The 22996-nt window shown below is 65.0% G+C and carries 17 protein-coding genes; 5 read left to right on the top strand and 12 right to left on the bottom strand.

Annotation, left to right across the window (positions count from 1 at the left end):
• Positions 1-46: 46 nt before the first annotated feature.
• Both msbA and RTH46_RS06345 read right to left on the bottom strand, forming a co-directional pair.
• Complete coding sequence (msbA, locus tag RTH46_RS06350) at positions 47-1855, bottom strand: lipid A export permease/ATP-binding protein MsbA (RefSeq protein ID WP_110995820.1); 1809 nt, start codon at positions 1853-1855, stop codon at positions 47-49.
• A gap of 15 nt (positions 1856-1870) precedes the next feature.
• A complete protein-coding gene (locus RTH46_RS06345) occupies positions 1871-3046 on the bottom strand; it encodes an O-antigen ligase family protein (RefSeq protein WP_316905254.1) in 1176 nt (391 codons plus the stop codon).
• A 105-nt stretch (positions 3047-3151) separates the two neighbouring features.
• Between RTH46_RS06345 and RTH46_RS06340 the strand changes: the two genes are divergently transcribed.
• Entirely contained in the window at positions 3152-3757 is a 606-nt protein-coding gene (locus tag RTH46_RS06340; protein WP_153786140.1) for a toluene tolerance protein, read from the top strand.
• Between the two features lie 3 nt (positions 3758-3760).
• Here RTH46_RS06340 and RTH46_RS06335 read toward each other — a convergent pair whose 3' ends face one another.
• The 8 genes from RTH46_RS06335 to putP form a co-directional block, all read right to left on the bottom strand.
• Complete coding sequence (locus RTH46_RS06335) at positions 3761-4849, bottom strand: glycosyltransferase (protein ID WP_316905253.1); 1089 nt, start codon at positions 4847-4849, stop codon at positions 3761-3763.
• Positions 4850-4897: 48 nt separating this feature from the next.
• Entirely contained in the window at positions 4898-5851 is a 954-nt protein-coding gene (locus RTH46_RS06330; RefSeq protein ID WP_316905252.1) for a glycosyltransferase, read from the bottom strand.
• Between the two features lie 47 nt (positions 5852-5898).
• Positions 5899-7302 (bottom strand): PIG-L deacetylase family protein, encoded by a 1404-nt coding sequence (locus RTH46_RS06325; RefSeq protein WP_316905251.1) that lies wholly within the window; start codon positions 7300-7302, stop codon positions 5899-5901.
• Positions 7299-8195: an antimicrobial resistance protein Mig-14 gene (locus RTH46_RS06320; protein WP_316905250.1), complete on the bottom strand. Its 897-nt coding sequence runs from the start codon at positions 8193-8195 to the stop codon at positions 7299-7301. Before RTH46_RS06320 ends, RTH46_RS06325 begins: the two co-directional genes overlap by 4 nt.
• A complete protein-coding gene (locus RTH46_RS06315) occupies positions 8195-9325 on the bottom strand; it encodes a glycosyltransferase (RefSeq protein WP_279846526.1) in 1131 nt (376 codons plus the stop codon). The genes RTH46_RS06320 and RTH46_RS06315 overlap by 1 nt, the downstream gene beginning before the upstream one ends.
• Positions 9309-11066 carry a carbamoyltransferase gene (locus RTH46_RS06310; protein WP_110995804.1) on the bottom strand — a complete coding sequence of 586 codons (1758 nt, stop codon included), beginning with the start codon at positions 11064-11066 and terminating at the stop codon, positions 9309-9311. The genes RTH46_RS06315 and RTH46_RS06310 overlap by 17 nt, the downstream gene beginning before the upstream one ends.
• 194 nt (positions 11067-11260) lie before the next feature.
• Entirely contained in the window at positions 11261-12097 is an 837-nt protein-coding gene (locus RTH46_RS06305) for a 23S rRNA (adenine(2030)-N(6))-methyltransferase RlmJ (RefSeq protein WP_316905249.1), read from the bottom strand.
• A 142-nt stretch (positions 12098-12239) separates the two neighbouring features.
• Positions 12240-13718 carry a sodium/proline symporter PutP gene (gene putP, locus RTH46_RS06300; RefSeq protein ID WP_153786132.1) on the bottom strand — a complete coding sequence of 493 codons (1479 nt, stop codon included), beginning with the start codon at positions 13716-13718 and terminating at the stop codon, positions 12240-12242.
• Positions 13719-14079: 361 nt separating this feature from the next.
• Here putP and putA point away from each other — a divergent pair, with 361 nt between their 5' ends.
• The 3 genes from putA to RTH46_RS06285 all read left to right on the top strand — a co-directional run bounded on the left by putA (position 14080) and on the right by RTH46_RS06285 (position 20623).
• Positions 14080-18033 carry a trifunctional transcriptional regulator/proline dehydrogenase/L-glutamate gamma-semialdehyde dehydrogenase gene (putA, locus tag RTH46_RS06295; protein WP_316905248.1) on the top strand — a complete coding sequence of 1318 codons (3954 nt, stop codon included), beginning with the start codon at positions 14080-14082 and terminating at the stop codon, positions 18031-18033.
• Between the two features lie 156 nt (positions 18034-18189).
• Positions 18190-19926: an arginine--tRNA ligase gene (gene argS, locus RTH46_RS06290; RefSeq protein ID WP_316905247.1), complete on the top strand. Its 1737-nt coding sequence runs from the start codon at positions 18190-18192 to the stop codon at positions 19924-19926.
• Between the two features lies 1 nt (position 19927).
• Positions 19928-20623, top strand: coding sequence for an SPOR domain-containing protein (locus RTH46_RS06285; protein ID WP_153787927.1), 696 nt, complete (start codon positions 19928-19930; stop codon positions 20621-20623).
• 39 nt (positions 20624-20662) lie between these two features.
• On the opposite strand, the gene RTH46_RS06280 is transcribed toward RTH46_RS06285, so the two are convergent.
• A complete protein-coding gene (locus tag RTH46_RS06280) occupies positions 20663-21088 on the bottom strand; it encodes a TM2 domain-containing protein (RefSeq protein ID WP_279846377.1) in 426 nt (141 codons plus the stop codon).
• A 158-nt stretch (positions 21089-21246) separates the two neighbouring features.
• On the opposite strand from RTH46_RS06280, the gene RTH46_RS06275 reads away from it, so the two are divergent.
• Positions 21247-21888, top strand: coding sequence for a C40 family peptidase (locus RTH46_RS06275; RefSeq protein WP_153787925.1), 642 nt, complete (start codon positions 21247-21249; stop codon positions 21886-21888).
• Between the two features lie 95 nt (positions 21889-21983).
• Here RTH46_RS06275 and RTH46_RS06270 read toward each other — a convergent pair whose 3' ends face one another.
• Entirely contained in the window at positions 21984-22976 is a 993-nt protein-coding gene (locus tag RTH46_RS06270) for a type IV pilus twitching motility protein PilT (protein WP_153785533.1), read from the bottom strand.
• Positions 22977-22996 lie beyond the last annotated feature (20 nt).

The following is a 22996-nucleotide window of genomic DNA, read 5'->3' as shown; positions in this document are numbered from 1 at the left end:
AACTGCAGTGACAATCGGGGCCATGCAGGCCCCGATCTTTGAGGTTTCAGGTGATATCGGCGTTTTCCGGCGCATCCAGGCCCATGGCATGCAGGCGGGCATAATAGCCATTGGCCGCCAGAAGCTCGGTGTGGGTCCCACGCTCCACCAGCCGCCCCTGGTCCATCACCAGGATCATGTCGGCCTTCTCGATGGTCGACAGGCGGTGGGCGATCACCAGGGTGGTCCGGCCTTGCATCACATGGTCCAGGGCCGCCTGGATATGCCGCTCGGACTCGGTATCCAGGGCCGAGGTGGCCTCGTCGAGGATCAACAGCGGTGCGTTTTTCAGCAGTGCCCGGGCAATCGCCAGGCGCTGGCGCTGGCCGCCGGAGAGCAGTACGCCGTTCTCGCCGACCTCGGTATCGAAGCCCTTGGGCAACTGGTCGACAAACTCCTTGGCATAGGCATCGGCAGCCGCGGCTTCGATGTCGGCGCGCGGCGCGCCGGCGAGGTCGCCGTAGGCGATGTTGTTGGCCACGGTGTCGTTGAACAGGGTGACGTGCTGGGTGACCTGCGACACGTGCCGGCGCAGGTTGCGCAACCGGTACTCCTCGATCTCCACGCCATCGAGCAGGATCTGCCCTTCGCTGTGGTGATAGAAGCGCGGGATCAGCGCCGCCAGCGTCGACTTGCCGCTGCCGGAGCGGCCGACCAGGGCAATCATCTGCCCAGGCTCGGCGGTGAAGCTGATATCGCTGAGCACCTGGCGCTCGGTGCCGGGGTAGGTGAAGCTGAGGTTGCGCACTTCCAGGCGGCCTTCGACCCGCGCCTTCTCGACGGTGCCGGTATCGACCTCTGGTTCTTCGTCGAGCTGCTCGAAGATGCTCTCGGCACCCGCAAGGCCTTTCTGGATGGTCGAGCTGACTTCGGAAAGCTGGCGGATCGGCTTGGGCAGCAGGCCCGCGGCAGTGATGTAGGCAACCATGTCACCAGCCGACGCATCGCCGCGCAGGAACAGCACCAGGAACATCAGCGCGGCCATGGCGGTGTAGATCACCAGCTGCAGCATCGGCGTGTACAGCGCGCCGGTCTTGGTCATGCGCAGTTGCTTGTCGGTGTTGCTCTGGCTGGCGTTGTCGAAACGCTGCTGCTCGTAGGCCTCGCCGCCGAAGCTGCGCACCACCCGGTAGCCCTGGATGGTCTCGGACGCGACGTGGGTCACGTCGCCCATGGCCACCTGGATCTTCTTGCTCTGCTTGCGGAATTTCTTGCTGGCGGTACTCACCATCACCGCGATCACCGGCAGGATGGCGAGCATGACCAGGGTCAGCATCCAGTTCATCCACAGCAGGTAGACGAACAGGAAGACCACGGTCAGGCCTTCACGGATCACCACCTTGATCGCATCGGTGGCAGCACCGGTGACCATGGTCACGTTGAAGGTGATGCGCGAAATCAGGTGCCCGGAGTTGTGGTTGTCGAAATAGCGGTTGGGCAGCACCAGCAGCTTGTTGAACAACTCGACCCGCAGGTCGTGCACCAGGCACAGCGAAACCTTGGCCAGGAAGTAGTTGCCCAGGAACGAGCCCAGGCCCTGCCAGGCCGCGATCAGGATGATCAGCAGCGGCACGGCCTGCAGCAGCTGCAGGTCGCGCAGGTAGGGTACGTTGGGGAACAGGACGGCCTCTGGGTTGCTAAGGCCGTCGACGAAGTACTTGAGAATGCCGGCCAGCATCGGCTGGGTAGAGGCGAAGATCACGAAACCGACGATGCTCAGCAGGAAAATGCCGACGTAGGGTTTCACGTAGCTCAGCAGCCTGAAGTAGATCTTCAGGCTGGAGGAGTTCTCCGCCGGGAGCGGTGTTTCGGCCATCATCGAGCTCGCTGTTCAGGTTGAACCGGCGATTTTACCACAGGGTTGTTGCCGTACATGTGCCCAGGGCAACAACATCACCAGCGCCACTGGCAGCCAGCTGATGAACCATTCGGCGCGAGGGGTGCCGGTCAGGCTGGCGGCGTCGAACTGCATGGCCAGGGTGGAGAACACCCAGAAGCCGAACAGGACCTTGCCGAACAGCGTGGCGCGGGCCCGCACGATCTCGCCCAGGGCGAACAGCCAGACCGCCGTCCACAGCAGCATGCCGGGCAAGCCCAGCTCCACGGCGATATGGGTGAACATGTTGTGGGTGTGGTCGAACTCCTGGCCCGCCGCCTGTACCCGGTAGAAGGCACCCAGGCCAAGGCCGGTCAGTGGGTGTTCGCTGATCATCTGCATGGCCGCCTGGAAGATCTCCGGCCGGTACGATGACCCCCGCTGGGTGATCAACCCGTACATCAGGTAGAAGGCCACGGCGGTCGCCAGGGCCGCCAGCAGTGCGAACAGGGCGCTGCTGCGAGTGCGATGCCACAGCGGCGCCAGGATCACCGTCGCCACCAGCGCCAGGGCCGCACCACGGCTCTGGCTGAACAACACGAAGGCCCCCAGGCATGCCAGGGCAAGCGCCCAGGCCAGTTGCAGACCGCGCTGGCGCGGGTTGCCGTACAACAGCCACAGCGCCGCCGCTGCGACTACATAGCCACCCAGGATCGGGTGGGAAATTTCACCGATACCCTCGATACGGGTCACCAGTGGCTGGCCCTGCAGACCGTAGAAGCGCACCACCGAAATCAGCGCCGCCAGCGCCAGCAACCCGCCGCCCAGCATCAGCAGGCGCCAGATGCGATCGATACCCGCCTGTGCCAACAGGGGGAAGGCCATCAGGAAAAGCACGATGTACATTAGCCGCTTGCCTTCGCGCGAGACATCCTCGGCGGTGGACCAGGCCAGTGTCACGGCACTCCAGGCCAGCAAGCCCAGCAGCGCGAGCCACAATGCCGGCTGGCGCCGCCAAGCTTCGATGAACACCTGCCGGGCCGACCAGGCCAGGCCCAGGGTGGGCAACCACAGGAACAGGACCAGGCCCTGTTGGTAAACCTTGTTGCTCGGCGCCAGTGCGATCGCCGCCAGGAACCAGACAAAACCCAGCCCCAGCCAGGCCTTGGCCCAGCGCTTTTCGTACAACATCCCTTTCCCTCGTTGAAACCCGAATACACCGGCATGGTGCTAACAGATAATTTTCGGCATTATTGCCGGTCATTTTGCCTGCCCATGAAGACAAGGCCAGAACTCATGCAATGCTCCCGGCTCTCCCAGACCGACTTCGATCGGCTGATACTCGGCGCCAAGGTGCTAGAGGCAGATAGCCATGGTGCCAAAGTCTACCTGCTTGAAGATGGAAATATCCTCAAGGTTTTTCGTCGCAAGCGGCTGATTTCATCTGCGCTGCTGCGCCCCTACTCGCAGCGCTTCATCGACAACGCCCTGCGCCTGGCGCAACTGGGCCTGCCAACCCTGGAAGTGATCAGCCATCACAAGCTGCCACTGCCTGGCCGCACCGCCGTGCTGTATCGCCCGCTGCCGGGCGACACCCTGCTGGGCCTCTCCCGCCAACCCGGCTTCAGTTGGGACGAGCTGTTGCCGCAGCTGATCGAGCTGGTCCGGCGCCTGCATCGCTCGGGTATCTACTTCCGCTCGCTGCACCTGGGCAACGTGGTGCAGACTCCCGAAGGGCTGCTGGGGTTGATCGACGTGGCCGACATGCGCTTTCTGCGCGCGCCCTTGTCATCGCGGATGGTGCGACGCAACGTGCAGCACATGGCGCGTTACATCGAGCGCGAGCAACTGGACCAGCAGTTCCCCCTCGCGCAGTTCCAGGCGGCCTTGATCGGCCACTGATGCTCAGCCCCCCAGCAGGCTTGCCGAGCCGGCCTTGAACGCCGCCCAGCCCTGCTCGGGCGCCAGCGCCTGCCATTGCTCCCGCGCCACTGCCGCGCCATCGCGCGTGGCGCAGCTGGCGATGGCCTCGGCCCAAGAGGGCTGGTCGCCGACCGGCAGATAAACGCCCGCGTCACCCAGTTGCTCACGGAACACCGGCAGGTCGCTGCAGACCACCGGCACCCCGGACAGCAGCGCCTCCTGCAGCACCAGCCCGAGGCCTTCCGAGCGCGAGGGCACCAGCAACCAGTCGAACGCCGGATACAGCCGCGCCAGATCGTCACGATGGCCGCAGAAACGCACGCTGTCGGCCACCCCCAGCGCCTCGGCACGGGCCTGCAAGTGCGTGCGCAACTCGCCATCCCCCAGGATTGCCAGCTGCGCGCCCGGCATCCGTGCGTGCGCCTCGGCGAAGGCTTCCAACAGCATCGCAAAGCCTTTGCTCTCCACCAGCCGCCCCACCGCGCCCAGCACCGGCCCGCCTTCCGGCAGCCCCAACACCTGGCGGGCTTGTTCACGCCCCAGCAACTGCTGGCAAAACGCCTGCGGGTCAAGGGCGATCCGCACCGTCTGCACCGGCCGCCCAAGATCCTGCTCGAGCGCACGCGCCAGCGTGGCCGACACCGCCGCGACCCGCAGGCGCTCGGCCGGGAACTGGCGGAACAGGCCCACATCCTTGGCATTCAGGCGGGTCGTGCCATGGAACAGCACAGCCACCTGCACGCCTGGCAGGCGGTGAAGCAGCGGCAGCAACAGGCGGGCGACCCCGACCCCGTCCAGCAGCAGCACATCGGCAGCCGCCTCACGCAGCGCGCGCAGCATGCGCCAGCGCACCCAGGACAAAGCCAGGCGGTGGGGCATGCGCCCCTTGAGTACACGCGACGGTAAATGCCAACTACGTGTCTCGCCGACACCGCTGCACAATCCATCGCCTAGCAACAGCCAGTTGCGGATCTGCGCCCCTTTCGGGGCGTGCGCCAGCAGCTGGCGGTGGACAGTGTGTACGGACATGAACGGCGAGCCACCCGACCACATCACATTGACGATATTCAACGGTATCGCGCCCCTACGGTCATACGAATGGGCCAGCCAGCTCTTCGATCAGCCGATGCGCATCAGCACTCGCTGCCAGAAGGTCAGCGGCGGATGCGGCCGCAGAGGGGGCTCCATGTGTTCGACAATACTTCGGCCGACCTGGGCAAAGCTGAAGCGCGACGTTGCCAGTTCGCGCCCGTTGTCGGCAATGCGTGCCGCCAGTGCCGGATCGTCGCGCAGTTGCCGCAACTTGGCCTGCAGCACCGGGATGCTGTCGTACAGCACCACGTTATGCATGTCGACCAGGCCCAGCGCACGATTCTCCTCCTCGCCCTGATCGTAGGCCAGTAGCACGCACCCGCAGGCCATGGCCTCGAAGTTCTTGATCATGTATTCGCCCATACCGACGTCGGCACTGACGAAAAAGCGGATGCGATTGAGGGTATTGCAGTAGTCCTCACCGGACTTGGTGCGGGTCACCACCAGGTTTTCCACCTGCCCCAGCTCGTCCAGCAGCGCCTTGCGGCCGCTGTAGGCAACGCTGTTGGTACTGCCGACAAAAGCCAGCTCGATATCGCGCTCACGCCCCTGGTCGGTCAACAGCTGCTCGTCGTAGCCCTTGGGCACGAACACGGCGTCGAAGCCTTCCTGGCGCAAGCGCTCACTGACCATGTAACCGGAGCTGATCACCCGCGCCCACGGCAGCTGCCGGTAATGCGCACTGAACTTGCCGGTGTACTTGCAGGGGATGTAGTTCTGGTAGGCGTCGTGCTCGAGAATCACCAGGTTGGGGATGCTACGAATGAACGCGACCTGGCGAATCTCCTGCTTGAAGCGCAGGAAGAACACGATGCGGTCATAGCGCGTGGCGTCGACTTCGCGCTTGAAGTAGCGGCGCAGGTTGCGCTGGTCTTCGTCACTCAGCCAACGCAGGTCGCAGTCGCAGTGGGCCGCGACGCCGTCATACAGGCGATCGAGAATCGCCCGTTGTTCCTTCTGCACCAGAAATAGGACTTTCATTGCGTTCCTTGGGCGCTCGGCGCTATCGCGGTCATCATGGGTCAGGCTCACAGGTCGCGGCGCCAGAACAGCTCGTGCCGGCGAACGGCCTTGCGGAAAAATTCATTCTCGCCATAGGGCGATGGCTGGCGGCCCGCCAGCCAGCGTTGCAGCAGGCGGCGCAGGCGGCGCTTGAAAGCGGCCGGGGGCTGCAGGTCGTGCATCATGCCCAGGGCCATGGCTTTGTCACGCTGGGTCGCGGTGTCCAGCACCAGGCTGCAGGGCGCCCAGGCTTCGGTGCTTTCCAGCTGAGGCGGCAAGGCCACGCCATCACCGCTGTCGCCCATCGGCCAGCGGTCGTTGTCGTGCAGGTGGTTGGCGTAGCACAGCAGGGTTTCCGGCTGCCAGGCCAGGCCTTGCAGCGCTTCGCGCACGGCGGCCTGGGCGCAGATGTGGTCGGGGTGCGGGTCGAGGGTCGGGTGCGGCATCACCAGCACTTGCGGCCTGGCCAGCTCCAGCAGCGCGCGCAGGTCGGCCAGCAGGTTGTGCCAGGTAGGCGCACCGTCGGCATCGGCGGGCAGCGGGAACGGGTTGAAGCAGCGGAACGGGCGGATATCGGCCATGTCCGCTTCACGTGAACCCTGTGGCTGATCCGGCGCCGCCTGCATGGCGGGCAATTGCAGGCAGAAATAGCCCAACTGCACGCAACGCGATTCCGGCACACCCGCCCAACGCGGCACGGCGATACTGTCCCAGGCCCGCAGCCGGCCCTTGAGCCGCGCGGCCTCGGCCTTTTGCATACCCATCTGCTGGTAATGCTCGGCTTCGATCTCGCCAGCGGTCAGGGTGACTACCCAGGTTTCCTCGGCCTGGCTGTACAAGCCATAGGCAGCCAGCTCTGCATCGTCGGCGTGGGGCGCGATCACCATCACCCGGCGCTTGCGCAACTCGATGGCCGGGGTTATCCACAGGCGCGGCGCCCCCTGCAGCCGGCAATGGCGCCCGCGCAGGTGCAAGGTGCCCGCCGCCAGCGGCTCGGCCAGGCCAGTCAGGTTGAGATAACGCACACCGTTGGCGCCGCGCTCGAAGGTCTGCACGTCACGCTTCGTGCCGCCCAGCAGCTCGACCCGCGGATCGAGGAAGCGCCCCAGCCAGCCACTCTTGATGCCAACTTCAAGGACCAGCGTCTCATTGCCCTGCAAGGCAGCATCGGTGCGCAGCAGATCACCTTGCAGCGTCGCGTCGGCTTCGCGGGTCTGCTCGCCGAAACGGTAGGCGTAGTCTTCATCGGGCGCATAGAACAGGTGGTCGGCGAACCAGGCTTCATGCGCGGCCCACAGCAGCGGCAGCAGCAACAGCGGCAGCCACCACCAGCTGAACAGGCCCAGCGCGACCAGCAGCACCAGCCCGGCCAGCAATCCCAGGCGTTTGTTGCGCCGATGGCGCTTGAGCAGTTGCTGCTTGCGGCTCACGACTGGAACACCGGCACAGGGTTGCACCAACGGTCCTTGTATTCACGGTCGGCACGGCCAAAGGAGAACCGCAGCGCCTTGCCACGGCTGTTGGCATCCTCCCAGGCGGCCTGGGTGTTGAGGAAACTCAGCACGCTGCCGGGGCTGAACGCCTTGGTCTCGGGGTCGACGCCACCATTGACGTACTCCACGCTGATCCACTGCGGCGCCTCGACGCGGTACACCAGCTGGATGGCGATGGGGGCGTCGTTGAGGAACAGCACCGAACCGACCAGCAGCTCGCGCAGGCGCTCGACCACCTCGGCCATGTGCGTCGCACCGGTAGCCGGGAAGCCCCAGCGGCGCTGGAACAGGTCGCAGTACATGGCGGCGATCTGCGCCGAGGTGAAGTCACCGATCGGCCGCACCTGCCCGCCCGCCTCTTCCAGCAGGCGCAGCTCGCGGCGCTGGTTGTAGCGGAACTTCTTCGACAGGTCCTCATGGGCACGGGCCATGGCCAGCTGCTCGGGCTGCGCCTTCAGGCCGCTGAAGCGGCCCTGGTTGAGCTGCGACAGGTAGCGCCCGGCATGGCGCAGCGGCGCGGCCGCATCGGCGGCGGCCGGCAGGATGATCTCGGCGTTGCCCAGGTCGAACAGGCCCTTCTTGCCATGGCGCTTGAGCACGTCCTTGGACAGCGCCAGGTGGCGCCCCCACACCGGCACGGCGGCCTTGATTTCACCAGCCTGTGGATAACCGAGGTAACGCACCGGGATCTGCGCCAGGTCGGCCAGTTGCTCGATCACCTGCGGATGGGTGGCGACACTGCCGCCAAAACGCTGCCAGGCCTCGTTGTAGGCAGCCGCATCGATGACCTGCCAGCCGCGCTCGCGCCAGCCCTGGATAAAGTTGAGCATCAGGCCTCCGCAACCAGTGCACGGACTTGCGGCAGTTGCCAGAAGGTTTCGCGTACCGCCCGATCGCTGAACCGCTCACCCAGGCGCTGCAGCATGTGCTGCGCACAGGCTGCCTGCTGCTGCGGGTCCAGCCCGGCCAAGTGCTTCAGGCCCTGGGCCAGCTGCGCGGTATCACCCAGCGGGAACAACACGCCTACACCTTCGACCACCTCGCGCGCACCGCCGCAGGCCGTGGCCAGCAGCGGTACGCCGGCGACCATGGCTTCGAGCAGGACCATGCCGAACGGCTCGTGGTCGGAACTCAACGCAAAGACATCGAACGCCTTGAAATAACGACGGGCATCCGGCACCTGGCCGAGGAAGTCGACCTGCGCGGCAATCCCCAGCTCAGCGGCCAGCGCCTTGAGCTTCGACTCCAGGCGGCCCTTGCCCAGGATCACCAGGCGCGCACCGGCCGGCAGCCCCGGCAGTGCTTCGGCAAAGCCGCGCAGCAGGGTGGCCTGGTCCTTGTCCGGATGCAGGCGGCCGACATTGCCGACCACCCAGGCCTGCTCGTCGAGCCCCAGGGCCCGGCGTGCCTCGCTGCGCGGCACCAGGCTGGCCTGCAGCGCCTCGACATCGATGCGGTTGTAGAGGGTCTGGATGCGCTCGGCGGGCCACTGCGCCAGGCAACGGCGCATGTCATCGCGCACGGCGTCCGACACACCGAGCAGGCTCAGGCGCTGGCGGAACAGGTTGGCGAACAGCCGCCGGCCCTTGCGCTCGTAGTCGCCGAAGGCATGGTGCACACCGATCACCGGCAAGCCGGTGCCCAGCAGCGCTACGTAGATCGGCTTGAAGCGGTGGGCAATGCAGAAACTGAAGTTGCGCTGCGCGGCGATCTTGCGCAGCGCAGCGATGGCGCCCAGCTTCAGGCCGCGCACGGCCTTGGAGCTGAACTCCAGGAACAGCACCTCGTCCGAGGCGCAGCCCGCCGCTACTTTCGCGTCGGCTGCCCCGGTGAGGAACACGGTGGTGACCTTGTAGCCGCTGCCCTGGAACAGGCTGGCGTACTGACGGGCGCAATCGAGGAACGGCCCGTCATAGCCATGGCAGAACTGCAGGATCCGCGGTTCAGAGCGGCTGGTCATAAGGCGCCGCGCCGTCCTTGACCACCAGGATGTCTTCCATGATCAGGTACTGCAGGTCCGAACCGAAGAACATGTTCAGGGCATCGGTCGGCGAGCAGATCATCGGTTCGCCACGGCGGTTGAGCGAGGTGTTCAGCGACACGCCGTTGCCGGTGAGGTTTTCCAGCGCCTTCATCATGTCGTAGTAGCGCGGGTTGTACTCGCGCTTGAGCACCTGGGCACGGGAGGTACCGTCCTCGTGGACCACTTCCGGCACGCGGGTCTTCCACTCTTCAGCCACTTCGAAGGTGAAGGTCATGAACGGCGCCGGGTGATCGATCTTGATCATCTGTGGTGCGACGGTGTCGAGCATCGACGGGCAGAAAGGCCTCCAGCGCTCGCGGAACTTGATCTGGTGGTTGATGCGGTCGGCCACGCCCGGCACGCTCGGGCAGCCGATGATCGAACGACCACCCAGGGCACGCGGGCCGAACTCCATGCGGCCCTGGAACCAGGCCACCGGGTTGCCGTCGACCATGATCTTGGCGATCTGCTCGGGCATGTTCTCGAGCTTGCGCCATACCGGTTTGCTCGGGTGGCGGGCGCAGGCGGCGATCACGTCTTCGTTGGAGTACGCAGGGCCGAGGTAGACGTGCTCCATCTTCTCGACCGGCACGCCACGGGCGTGGGACACATAGGCCGCCGCGCCGACAGCGGTACCGGCGTCGCCGGAGGCCGGCTGCACGAACAGCTCCTTGACGTCCGGGCGGGCGATGATCTTCTGGTTCAGCTTGACGTTCAGCGCGCAGCCGCCGGCGAAGGCCAGCTTGCCGGTTTCTTTCAGCGTGTCGCCCAGGTAGTGGTCGATCATCTGCAGGGCCAGCTTCTCGAACAGCGCCTGCATGCTCGCCGCGTAGTGGATGTAAGGCTCGTCGGCGATGTCGCCTTCGCGTTTCGGGCCCAGCCACTCGATCAGCTTGGGCGAGAAGTAGAAGCCCTTGCCCTTCTCTTTATAGCGGCGCAGGCCGATGACGTTGGCGTACTCGGTGTTGATCACCAGTTCGCCGTTTTCAAAGCTGGCCAGGCGCGAGAAGTCGTATTTGCTGGCGTCGCCGTACGGCGCCATGCCCATGACCTTGAACTCGCCGTCGAGCATCTCGAAGCCGAGGAACTCGGTGATCGCGCCATACAGGCCGCCCAGCGAATCCGGGTCGAAGAATTCCTTGATCTTGTGGATCTTGCCGTTTTCGCCATAGCCGAAGAAGGTGGTGGCGTACTCGCCCTTGCCGTCGATGCCGAGGATCGCGGTCTTCTCCTTGAAGCCCGAGCAGTGGTAGGCACTGGAAGCGTGGGCCAGGTGGTGCTCGACCGGCTCGATCTTGATCTTCTTCGGGTCGAAGCCCAGCTGCTCCAGGCACCAGACGATCTTCTTGCGGTAGCGCTTGTAGCGGCGGTTGCCCATCAGCAGCGCGTCGAGGGCGCGGTCCGGGGCGTACCAGTAGCGCTTGGCGTAGTGCCAGCGGGCCTTGCCGAACAGGCTGATCGGGGCGAAGGGAATGGCCACCACGTCGACGTCCGACGGCTTGATGCCGGCCTGTTCCAGGCAGAACTTCGCCGACTCGTAGGGCATGCGGTTCTTCGCATGCTTGTCACGCACGAAGCGCTCTTCTTCGGCGGCGGCAATCAGCTTGCCGTCGATGTACAGGGCCGCGGAAGGGTCATGGCTAAGGGCGCCGGACAGGCCAAGAATCGTCAGTGCCAAGGGGTTAGCCTCTCAAATCGGTAGAAGTGCGCCAGCGGCCCGATGGGCGGATGGCGGCTAAAGGGCGGGATTATAACGCAAAGCGCAGCCAACGCGATGAGCTGGACGTGGGAGCGGGCTTGCCCCGCGATGACGGTGCCTGCAGCGACGCCATCGCGGGGCAAGCCCGCTCCCACGAAGCTCGAATTGGCCGGTTATTCGGCAATCAACCAGTCCATGCGGTAGCTGCCAGCGGTCTGCGCCAGCTCTTTGGCCAGCCACGGCAGCAGCGCCTTGAGTTCATCTTCAAGCCCCCACGGCGGGTTGGCGATGGCCAGGCCCGAACCGTTCAGGCCCTGCGGGCTGTCCTGGTGATGTACGTACAGTTCCACCCGCAGCAGCTTGGGCGCGCCGGTGCTGGTCAGGTCCTGGTAGAAGCGGGTCAGCGAGCGCTGGTCCTTGATCGGGTACCAGATCGCCGCGACGGTCTGGCGCATGCGGCCGATCGCCTCTTTCATCGCTACGGTGCAGCGCTTGAGCTCGTCGGCCTGCTCGAACGGCGGGTCGATCAGCATGATTGCGCGCTTTTCCTGTACCGGCAGCAGGGCCCGCGGAATGTGCCAACCCTCGCCCAGGTGCACGGTGACGCGCGGGTCCTTCTTCATGTTCTCTTTGAGCAGCACGCCGTCTTCGGGGTGCTTTTCGTTCAACTGCGCACGGTCCTGCTCGCGCATCAGGCGCCGGGCCAGCTCGGGCGAGCCCGGGTAGTAACGCAGCTCGCCGTTCTTGTTCAGGCGCTTGATGACGCCCATATAGTCGGCGGTGATGGCCGGCAGGTCATCGCGATTCCACAGGCGGGCAACGCCTTCGAGGTATTCACCGGTGCGGCTTGCCTGGTCGCCCTGCAGGTCGTACAGACCAAGGCCTGCGTGGGTGTCGATATAGGCGAACGGCTGCTCCTTGCGCGACATCAGGGCGATGAGGCGGGTGAGCACGATGTGTTTGAGGACGTCGGCGTGGTTGCCGGCGTGGAAGGCGTGACGATAGTTCATGGCGGCTCCTGCGAAGGCAGCAAGTTTACCCTGCCTTGCGGGTGGCAAAAAGCATCGCGGGGCAAGCCCGCTCCCACAAATGCCCGAAGACACGTGGGAGCGGGCTTGCCCCGCGATAGGGATAACGCCGATTCAGCAGGCGTTACTTGTCGGCGTGATACTGCGCATCAGCGGTTTCAAAACGCGAAACCATGCTGTTCGTCGGGCTGCCCAGCTTGCTCACCAGGAAGATGGCGATGCTGGCGAACAGGAAGCCAGGGATGATCTCGTACAGGCCCAGGCCGACGTAGTTCTTCCACAGGATCACGGTCAGCGCACCGACCACGATACCGGCCAAGGCGCCGTTGCGAGTCATGCCCTTCCACAGTACCGAAATCAGCACCACCGGACCGAAGGCGGCACCGAAGCCAGCCCAGGCGTAGGCCACCAGGCCCAGCACGCGGTTTTCAGGGTTGGAGGCCATGGCGATGGCGATCAGCGCAACGGCCAGGACCATCAGACGGCCGACCCACACCAGCTCCTGCTGCGAAGCGTTCTTGCGCAGGAAGCTCTTGTAGAAGTCTTCGGTCAGGGCGCTGGAGCACACCAACAGCTGGCAGCTCAGGGTGCTCATCACCGCCGCCAGGATGGCCGACAGCAGCACACCGGCGATCCATGGGTTGAACAGGATCTTGGCCAGCTCGATGAACACGCGCTCATGGTTCTCGGTGACCGGGCCGGCGAGGTCCGGGTGCGCCGAGAAGTAGGCGATGCCGAAGAAGCCCACGGCACAGGTACCGGCCAGGCACAGGATCATCCAGGTCATGGAGATGCGGCGGGCCTTGGCGATCGACTTCACCGAGTCAGCAGCCATGAAGCGCGCCAGGATGTGCGGCTGGCCGAAGTAGCCCAGGCCCCAGCCCATCAGCGAGATGATGCCGATGAAGGTCGCGCCCTTGAACATGTCGAAGTGCGCCGGGTTCACCGCCTCGATGGCGAGGAAGGTGGTGTCGAAGCCACCGGTGGAGATCAGCACGATGATCGGGGTCAGGATCAGCGCGAAGATCATCAGCGAGGCCTGCACGGTGTCGGTCCAGCTCACTGCCAGGAAACCACCGATGAAGGTATAGGCGATGGTCGCGGCGGCACCGGCCCACAGGGCGGTCTCGTAGGACATGCCGAAGGTGCTTTCGAACAGACGGGCACCGGCGACGATGCCGGAGGCGCAATAGATGGTGAAGAACACCAGGATGACGATGGCGGAGATGATCCGCAGCAGGCCGGTCTGGTCTTCGAAGCGGCTGGAGAAGTAGTCCGGCAGCGTCAGGGCGTCACCGTTGTGCTCGGTCTGCACGCGCAGACGGCCGGCGACGAACAGCCAGTTCAGGTAGGCACCGACGGTCAGGCCGATGGCGATCCAGGCCTCGGAAAGGCCGGCGAAGTAGATGGCGCCCGGCAGGCCCATCAACAGCCAGCCGCTCATGTCCGATGCGCCGGCGGAAAGCGCGGTTACCACGCTGCCGAGGCTACGGCCGCCGAGAATGTAGTCGGAAAGGTTCTTGGTGGAGCGATAGGCGGCGAAGCCGATCAGCACCATTGCCGCGATGTAGATCACGAAGGTGATCGTTAGTGGATTGCCCATGAGTTGTGCCCTGGCGTTGTTTTTATCTCTTGCGACCCGCCGTGCACGACGGCGGTTGCACCCAGGCGGCGAATCCTATGCAACAACGTGAACGAGGTGCAACCACTTTTCATTTGCAAGTTGCACCCAATCCTGCATTTTCCGATAAAAGCGTGTTTTTGCTCCATTTCGGAGCAAACACAGCGTTTTCCATAACAAAAAATACCGAGAAAGACCTTTTCCGCTGTACGGAAACGCCCTTCAGACGAGTTGCACCTTCGCCACGGAAATTTCGGGTTGCACCCGGTTGCACCCGGATTGTCCTACAGGCTAATCTTGCCTTCAGCTTAGGCCACACCCGTGGCAATAACGAGGATAAGAAATGGCGACTACCACCCTTGGGGTCAAACTCGACGACCCTACCCGTGAGCGACTCAAAGCAGCTGCGCAGTCCATCGACCGCACGCCGCACTGGTTGATCAAGCAAGCGATCTTCAACTATCTCGAGAAGCTCGAGGGTGGCGCCACCCTGAACGAACTCAACGGCCACGTCGCCAGCCTCGGCGACGACGCCGGTGAAGTCGCCGCCGACCACGCCCACCAGTGCTTCCTGGAGTTCGCCGAAAGCATCCTGCCGCAGTCGGTGCTGCGCTCGGCGATCACCGCCGCGTACCGCCGCCCCGAGCAGGAAGTGGTGCCGATGCTGCTGGAGCAGGCGCGCCTGCCGGCCGCCCAGGCCGAAGCCACCAACAAGCTGGCCGCGAGCCTGGCCGACAAGCTGCGCAACCAAAAGAGCGCCGGCGGCCGCGCCGGCATCGTCCAGGGCCTGCTGCAGGAGTTCTCGCTGTCGTCGCAGGAAGGCGTGGCGCTGATGTGCCTGGCCGAAGCCCTGCTGCGCATCCCCGACAAAGGCACCCGTGACGCCCTGATCCGCGACAAGATCAGCACCGGCAACTGGCAGCCGCACCTGGGCAACAGCCCGTCGCTGTTCGTCAACGCCGCCACCTGGGGCCTGCTGCTCACCGGCAAGCTGGTCAGCACCCATAACGAATCCGGCCTGACCTCCTCGCTCACCCGCATCATCGGCAAGAGCGGCGAGCCGATGATCCGCAAGGGCGTCGACATGGCCATGCGCCTGATGGGCGAGCAGTTCGTCACCGGCGAAACCATCGCCGAAGCCCTGGCCAACGCCAGTAAGTTCGAAGCCAAGGGCTTCCGCTACAGCTACGACATGCTCGGCGAAGCCGCGCTGACCGAGCACGACGCACAGAAGTACCTGGCTTCCTACGAACAGGCGATCCACTCGATCGGCAAGGCCTCCCATGGCCGCGGCATCTATGAAGGCCCGGGCATCTCGATCAAGCTGTCGGCCCTGCACCCGCGCTACAGCCGCGCCCAGTACGAGCGCGTGATGAACGAGCTGTACCCGCGCCTGCTGTCGCTGACCCTGCTGGCCAAGCAGTACGACATCGGCCTGAACATCGACGCCGAAGAGGCCGACCGCCTGGAGCTGTCGCTGGACCTGCTCGAGCGCCTGTGCTTCGAACCATCGCTGGCCGGCTGGAACGGCATCGGCTTCGTTATCCAGGCCTACCAGAAGCGCTGCCCGTACGTGATCGACTACGTCATCGACCTGGCCAAGCGCAGCCGCCACCGCCTGATGATCCGCCTGGTAAAAGGCGCGTACTGGGACAGCGAGATCAAGCGCGCCCAGGTCGAAGGCCTGGAAGGCTACCCGGTCTACACCCGCAAGGTGTACACCGACGTGTCCTACGTCGCCTGCGCCCGCAAGCTGCTGGCCGTGCCGGAAGCCATCTACCCGCAGTTCGCCACCCACAACGCCCACACCCTGTCGGCCATCTACACCATCGCCGGGCAGAACTACTACCCGGGCCAGTACGAGTTCCAGTGCCTGCACGGCATGGGCGAGCCACTGTACGAGCAGGTTGTAGGCAAGGTCTCCGAAGGCAAGCTGAACCGTCCGTGCCGCGTGTACGCACCGGTCGGCACCCACGAAACCCTGCTGGCCTACCTGGTCCGCCGCCTGCTGGAGAACGGCGCCAACACCTCGTTCGTCAACCGCATCGCCGACCACTCGATCTCGATCCAGGAACTGGTCGCCGACCCGGTCGCCAGCATCGAGCGCATGGGCACCCAGGAAGGCAGCATCGGCCTGCCGCACCCACGCATCCCGATGCCGCGTGAACTGTACGGCAACGAGCGGGCCAACTCGGCCGGTATCGACATGGCCAACGAACACCGCCTGGCGTCGCTGTCCTGCGCCCTGCTGGCCACCGCCCACAACGACTGGAAAGCCGCCCCGCTGCTGGCCTGCGCCGCCAGCGAGCAAGCCGCCGTTGCGGTGCTCAACCCATCGGACCACCGCGATGTGGTCGGCCACGTGCAGGAAGCCACCGTTGCCGACGTCGACAACGCCATCCAGTGCGCGCTGAACGCCGCACCGATCTGGCAGGCCACCCCGCCGGCCGAGCGCGCCGCGATCCTGGAACGTGCCGCCGACCTGATGGAAGCCGACATCCAGCCGCTGATGGGCCTGCTGGTGCGCGAAGCCGGCAAGACCTTCGCCAACGCCATCGCCGAAGTGCGTGAAGCCGTGGACTTCCTGCGCTACTACGCGGTGCAGGCGCGCAACGACCTGCGCAACGACAACTGCCGCCCACTGGGCCCGGTGGTGTGCATCAGCCCGTGGAACTTCCCGCTGGCGATCTTCTCCGGCCAGGTGGCCGCAGCGCTGGCCGCCGGCAACCCGGTACTGGCCAAGCCCGCCGAACAGACCCCGCTGATCGCCGCCCAGGCCGTGCGCCTGCTGCTGGAAGCCGGCATCCCCGAAGGCGTGCTGCAACTGCTGCCAGGCCAAGGCGAAACCGTCGGTGCCGGCCTGGTCGGTGACGAACGCGTCAAGGGCGTGATGTTCACCGGCTCCACCGAAGTCGCCCGCCTGCTGCAACGCAACATCGCCGGCCGCCTCGACAACCAGGGCCGCCCGATCCCGCTGATCGCCGAAACCGGCGGCCAGAACGCCATGATCGTCGACTCCTCGGCCCTCACCGAGCAGGTGGTGATCGATGTGGTGTCCTCGGCGTTCGACAGCGCCGGCCAGCGTTGCTCGGCCCTGCGCGTGCTGTGCCTGCAGGAAGACTCCGCCGACCGCGTGATCGAGATGCTCAAGGGCGCCATGGCCGAAAGCCGCCTGGGCAACCCCGAGCGACTGTCCGTGGACATCGGCCCGGTGATCGACGCCGAAGCCAAGGCCGGTATCGAGAAGCACATCCAGGGCATGCGCGACAAAGGCCGCGCCGTGTACCAGGTGGCCATCGCCGAAGGTGAAGAGATCAAGCGCGGTACCTTCGTGATGCCGACCCTGATCGAGCTGGAAAGCTTCGACGAGCTGCAGCGCGAGATCTTCGGCCCGGTGCTGCACGTGGTGCGCTACAACCGCAAGGACCTGGACCAGCTGATCGAGCAGATCAACGCCTCCGGCTACGGCCTGACCCTGGGCGTGCACACTCGCATCGACGAGACCATCGCCAAGGTAGTGGGCAACGTCAATGCCGGCAACATGTACGTCAACCGCAACATCGTCGGTGCCGTGGTCGGCGTGCAGCCATTCGGCGGTGAAGGCCTGTCCGGCACCGGCCCGAAAGCCGGCGGCCCGCTGTACCTGTACCGCCTGCTGTCGACCCGCCCGGCCGACGCCATCGCCCGCCACTTCCAGGCCGACGATGCGCGCAGCCCGGCCGATACCACCCTGCGCGACCAGCAGATCAAGCCGCTGAACACGCTCAAGACCTGGGCGGCCGGCAGCCAGCTGAGCGACCTGGCCGCGCTGTGCGAGCAGTTCGCCGAACAGTCGCAGAGCGGCATTACCCGCGTATTGCCTGGCCCGACCGGCGAGCGCAACAGCTACAGCGTGCTGCCACGCGAGCACGTGCTGTGCCTGGCCGACAACGAAGCCGACCTGCTGGCGCAGTTCGCGGCGGTGCTGGCGGTGGGTAGCTCGGCGGTGTTCCAGGACGGCGAGCCGGCTAAAGGCTTGCGCGGTCGTCTGCCGAAGGAGCTGCAAGGCAAGATCAAGCTGGTGGCCGACTGGAACCAGGATGAGGTGGCGTTCGACGCGGTGATCCACCACGGCGACTCGGACCAGCTGCGTGGTATCTGCGAGCAGGTGGCCAAGCGTGCCGGTGCGATCGTTGGTGTGCATGGGCTGTCGAGCGGCGATCATCAGATTGCCCTGGAGCGCCTGGTGATCGAGCGGGCGGTGAGTGTTAACACCGCTGCGGCGGGGGGTAACGCCAGCCTGATGACCATCGGTTAAACCAACTGACGCCATCGCGGGGCAAGCCCGCTCCCACGCCTGACCAACGATACCGGCCAAAAGGTTGGCAACCCGCCCCCGGCAACGGATAATGCCCAGTTTTTCCACCTGCGCATCGAAGCGCCCCACCGCGCTTGCGGTCGAAAAGAGATCCCCATGAAAGACACCATTCGCCAGCTGATCCAGCAAGCCCTCACCCAACTCGTCACCGACGGTGTGCTGCCTGAAGGGCTGACGCCGGCGATCCAGGTGGAAAACGCCCGGGACAAGACCCACGGCGACTTCGCCAGCAACATCGCCATGATGCTGGCCAAACCGGCCGGCATGAAACCGCGCGACCTGGCTGAGAAAATCATTGCAGCCCTGCCGGCCAGCGCCGACATCAGCAAGGCCGAGATTGCCGGCCCCGGCTTCCTGAACTTCTTCCAGAACACCGACGCCCTGGCCAACCGCCTCGACGCCGCCCTGGCCGACGACCACCTGGGCGTGCGCAAGGCCGGCCCGCTGGAGAAAGTGGTGATCGACATGTCGGCGCCGAACCTGGCCAAGGAGATGCACGTCGGCCACCTGCGCTCGACCATCATCGGCGACAGCGTCGCCCGCGTGCTGGAGTTCCTCGGCGACAACGTCATCCGCCAGAACCACGTCGGCGACTGGGGCACCCAGTTCGGCATGCTGATGGCCTACCTGCAGGAAAACCCGATCACCAGCGACGAGCTGTCGGACCTGGAGAACTTCTACCGCGCGGCCAAGAAGCACTTCGACGAGTCCGAGGAGTTCGCCACCCGCGCCCGCGGCCTGGTGGTCAAGCTGCAGGCCGGCGACCCCGAGTGCCTGGCGCTGTGGACGCGCTTCAAGGACATCTCGCTGTCCCACTGCCAGAAAACCTACGAACTGCTCAACGTCAAGCTGACCATGGCCGACGTGATGGGCGAGAGCGCCTACAACGACGACCTGGCGAATGTGGTCGCCGACCTCAAGGCCAAGGGCCTGCTGGTGGAGAACCAGGGCGCCCAGTGCGTGTTCATCGACGAATTCAAGAACGCCGAGGGCGACCCGCTGCCAGTGATCGTGCAGAAGGCCGACGGCGGGTACCTGTACGCCACCACCGACCTGGCCGCCGTACGCTACCGCAGCAACAAGCTTCAGGCTGACCGCGCCCTGTACTTCGTCGACCAGCGCCAGGCCCTGCACTTCAACCAGGTGTTCGAAGTGGCCCGCCGCGCAGGCTTCGTCGGCCACCCGATGCAGATGGAGCACATGGGCTTCGGCACCATGAACGGCGCCGACGGCCGTCCGTTCAAGACCCGTGACGGCGGCACCGTGAAGCTGATCGACCTGCTCAACGAGGCCAAGGAGCGCGCCTACGCGCTGGTCAAGGAGAAAAACCCGAGCCTGGCCGAGGACGAGCTGCGCAAGATCGGTGAAGTGGTGGGTATCGGCGCCGTGAAATACGCCGACCTGTCCAAGCACCGCACCAGCGACTACAGCTTCAACTTCGAGCTGATGCTCAACTTCGAAGGCAACACCGCGCCCTACCTGCTGTACGCCTACACCCGTGTGGCCGGCGTGTTCCGCAAGCTCGGCAAGGGCTTCGACGAGGTGGACGGCAAGATCGTGCTGCAGGCCGCCCATGAGCAGGACCTGGCCGCGCGCCTGGCGCAGTTCGGCGAGATTCTCAACAACGTCGCCGACAAAGGCACCCCGCACGTACTGTGCAGCTACCTGTACGACCTCGCCGGCCTGTTCTCCAGCTTCTACGAGAACTGCCCGATCCTCGCCGCCGAGACCCCGGAGCAGCAACAGAGCCGTCTGCGCCTGGCAGCCCTGACCGGCCGCACCCTCAAGCAGGGCCTGGAGCTGCTCGGCCTGGAAACCCTGGAGCGTATGTAACTTGGCTGCTGCAAAGAAAAAGCCCGCGCCCAAGCGCGGCGCCAGCCGCCACCAGCCCGCCGCCAAGCAGCCGATCCCGGGTTGGGTGTGGCTGGCGGTCGGCCTGACCGTCGGCGCCTTCATCGTGTTCCTGATGAAACTCGAACCGGGTGGCGGCGACATCAAGCGCACCAAACCCGAACAGCAGAAGCCGGAGAAGGTCGCCGAGGCGAGCAAAACGACCGCACCTACACCGCAGCAACCGGTGAAGCCGAAGTACGACTTCTACACCCTGCTGCCGGAGTCGGAAGTGATCGTGCCGCCGGAAGCGGTGCCCGAGAAGACGCCGCCGGTGCCGGCCGTGCCAACCACGCCGGTCACCCCGGCGGAAGCGGCGAAGATCGACACCGCCCGTGCGCAGGCCGCGCTGATGGGGCAAACGCCTCCACCGGCACCACCTGTGATCAAGCCGGCACCGACCACCCAGTTCTTCCTGCAGGCCGGCTCGTTCCGCAAGCAGGCGGATGCCGACAAGGTCCGCGCGCAGATCATTCTGCTGGGCCAGGCGGTCAAGGTGGAATCAGGGACGGTGAAAGAAGAAACCTGGTACCGCGTGATGGTCGGCCCGTTCAGCAACCGCGAACAGCTCACCGTGGCGCAGAAGCAACTGGCCGGGGCAGGCTTCAGCAACCTGCTGTTGCAGCAACGCCGTCAGTAACGAAAAAGGCCTTGCCGCTCACCGCGACAAGGCCTTTTTTCATACCCGGCGACGCTCGGCGTTTACCTGGGAAACCTGGCTGTTGAGTGTCCAGAAGTCGTACAGCACACCCAGCAGGAACAGGCCGCCGGTAAACAGGTAGATCAGTGCACTGATCCATTTGCCCTGATACAGGCGGTGTACACCGAACACCCCAAGAAAGGTCAGGAAGATCCACGCCAGGTTGTAGTCCACACCGCCGGACTCGAACCGCACATCCGCCTCGCGATCCATCGACGGGATCAGGAACAGGTCGATCAGCCAGCCAATCCCCAGCAGCCCCAGGGTGAAGAACCAGATCGTCCCGGTGATCGGCTTGCCGTAGTAGAAACGGTGCGCGCCGGTGAAGCCGAAAATCCACAACAGGTAGCCGAGGACCTTGCTGTGGGTGTCGTGCGCGGGCACGCCCTGTTGATAACCATTCATTCGAAGCCCTCGTGGGTTAGCTGAAAATTTTCTAACGGAAAATGTGACTTTTCCGTGTTGACCCGACATATGGTACGTGGCCAATCGACCAACGGATCAGAATTTGATCAAAAAGCTGTTATAAAGTTGCGCGCCAACACCCTATAAGAGCATCAACTATGCCGCCTTTCATCAAGACATGGCTGACCCTCTGCCTTTTATTACCCCTGGCCGCCCACGCCACCAATCGTGAGCAACGTCTTCCAAACGGTTTCACCGGTTACACGAGCAATGCCGACAGCTCGGTGAAACGCGCACCTGTGCAGTACCGCAAGGCCACCACTCTCAGTGCCCGCCCGAGCAGCGCCACCCAGCGCCAGGCGCTGCAGGCCGTGGCCATGTCGCCCAAGCAGAGCAGCGAAGTGCTCAGCCGCGCCGTGAACGTGCTCGGCACCCCGTACCGCTGGGGCGGCAGCAGCCCGAAGAAGGGCTTCGACTGCAGCGGCCTGGTCAAGTACGCCTTCAACGACGTGGCAGACGTCGACCTGCCGCGCACCTCCAACGCCATGGCCCAGGGCCAAGGTGTGAAGGTGGCCAAGAGCGACCTCAAGCCAGGCGACCTGATTTTCTTCAACATCAAGAGCCGCCGGGTCAATCATGTGGCCATCTACCTGGGTAACGACCGCTTCATCCACGCGCCGCGCACCGGCAAACGGGTGAGCATCGACAGCCTGGAGAAGCCTTACTGGCAGAAGCATTACGTCGTGGCCAAGCGCGTCCTGCCCAAGAACCAGCAGGCGCTGGCCCTGGCCAAGCGCTAAGCCAACATCGCGGGGCAAGCCCGCTCCCACGACAGCTTTGCTGTTAGACGTGGGAGCGGGCTTGCCCCGCGATGTCGCTCGAACAGGCAACAACGCTAATCAACCAGCCCTTTCTGCCTGAGCGCCTGCAACGCCCCCTCCATCGTCCGCATACCCAACGCCGCCCCCGCCTGCATCACCGACGTCACCTGCGCCATGCGCCCCTCGCGAATCAAGCTGCGCACCGCTGGCGTCGCCACCAGCACCTCCCTTGCAGCCACCCTGCCGCCACCTTTCAGCCTGACCAGCACCTGAGCCACTACCAGGCGCAGCGATTCGGCCAGCATCATGCGCACCAGCGGTTTCTCCTCGGCCGCGAACACCTCCACCAGCCGGTCGATGCTGTTCACCGCCGAGCGGGTGTGCACCGTTGCCAGCACCAGATGCCCGGTTTCCGCCGCGCGCAATGCCAGGCGGACGCTCTCCAGATCACGTAACTCACCGACCATGATCACATCCGGATCCTGGCGCAAGGCACTGCGCAGCCCCTGGGCGAAGTCGCGGCTGTGCACACCGATCTCCCGCTGATTGACCAGGCAACCCTGGCCGCTGTGGATAAATTCGATGGGGTCTTCCAGGGTGATGACCTGCAGCGCGCGTTCGCGATTGAGCCGATCAAGCAGCGCCGCCAGGGTGCTGGACTTGCCGCTGCCCGTCGGCCCACCCACCAGCACCAGGCCATCCCGGCATTGCGCAACGGTTTGATACACATCGTTCAGGTCAAGTTCGTCGAGGCTGGGGACCTGCGCCGGGATCAGCCGCACGCTTGCGCCCAAGCCATTGCGCTGACGGAACAGGTTCAAGCGCAGGCGCCCCACGCCGGGCAGGCTCAGCGCCAGGTCCAGTTCATCACCGCTCACCCATTGCCGCCGCTGCCCGTCATCGAGCAGGCCGGCCATTCCCTGTTCCAGCGCCGTGCACGTCAGCACCGGCAGCGCCATGCGCTGCAGCACGCCATCCAGGCGCAACAACGGTGGCTCGCCCGCGGCCAGGTGCAGGTCACTGGCGCCCGCAGCCACAGCCCGGGCCAGCAGCTCGGTCACATCCATGAGACTCCCCAACGGCCATC

Source organism: Pseudomonas sp. zfem004 (genome assembly GCF_032621715.1).
Classification (GTDB): Bacteria; Pseudomonadota; Gammaproteobacteria; order Pseudomonadales; family Pseudomonadaceae; genus Aquipseudomonas; species Aquipseudomonas sichuanensis.
Note: the sequence above shows the minus strand (reverse complement) of the source record. Positions and strands in the feature narration are given on the sequence as shown.

What these genes read in the sequence shown, in the direction of transcription:
- RTH46_RS06320 (WP_316905250.1), bottom strand. Translation starts at nt 8,195, where the DNA reads ATGCTCAACTTTATCCAGGGCTGGCGCGAGCGCGGCTGGCAGGTCATC.
- putP (WP_153786132.1), bottom strand. Translation starts at nt 13,718, where the DNA reads ATGGGCAATCCACTAACGATCACCTTCGTGATCTACATCGCGGCAATG.
- argS (WP_316905247.1), top strand. Translation starts at nt 18,190, where the DNA reads ATGAAAGACACCATTCGCCAGCTGATCCAGCAAGCCCTCACCCAACTC.
- RTH46_RS06270 (WP_153785533.1), bottom strand. Translation starts at nt 22,976, where the DNA reads ATGGATGTGACCGAGCTGCTGGCCCGGGCTGTGGCTGCGGGCGCCAGT.
- putA (WP_316905248.1), top strand. Translation starts at nt 14,080, where the DNA reads ATGGCGACTACCACCCTTGGGGTCAAACTCGACGACCCTACCCGTGAG.
- RTH46_RS06275 (WP_153787925.1), top strand. Translation starts at nt 21,247, where the DNA reads ATGCCGCCTTTCATCAAGACATGGCTGACCCTCTGCCTTTTATTACCC.
- RTH46_RS06330 (WP_316905252.1), bottom strand. Translation starts at nt 5,851, where the DNA reads ATGAAAGTCCTATTTCTGGTGCAGAAGGAACAACGGGCGATTCTCGAT.
- RTH46_RS06345 (WP_316905254.1), bottom strand. Translation starts at nt 3,046, where the DNA reads ATGTTGTACGAAAAGCGCTGGGCCAAGGCCTGGCTGGGGCTGGGTTTT.
- RTH46_RS06280 (WP_279846377.1), bottom strand. Translation starts at nt 21,088, where the DNA reads ATGAATGGTTATCAACAGGGCGTGCCCGCGCACGACACCCACAGCAAG.
- RTH46_RS06340 (WP_153786140.1), top strand. Translation starts at nt 3,152, where the DNA reads ATGCAATGCTCCCGGCTCTCCCAGACCGACTTCGATCGGCTGATACTC.
- RTH46_RS06315 (WP_279846526.1), bottom strand. Translation starts at nt 9,325, where the DNA reads ATGACCAGCCGCTCTGAACCGCGGATCCTGCAGTTCTGCCATGGCTAT.
- RTH46_RS06305 (WP_316905249.1), bottom strand. Translation starts at nt 12,097, where the DNA reads ATGAACTATCGTCACGCCTTCCACGCCGGCAACCACGCCGACGTCCTC.
- msbA (WP_110995820.1), bottom strand. Translation starts at nt 1,855, where the DNA reads ATGGCCGAAACACCGCTCCCGGCGGAGAACTCCTCCAGCCTGAAGATC.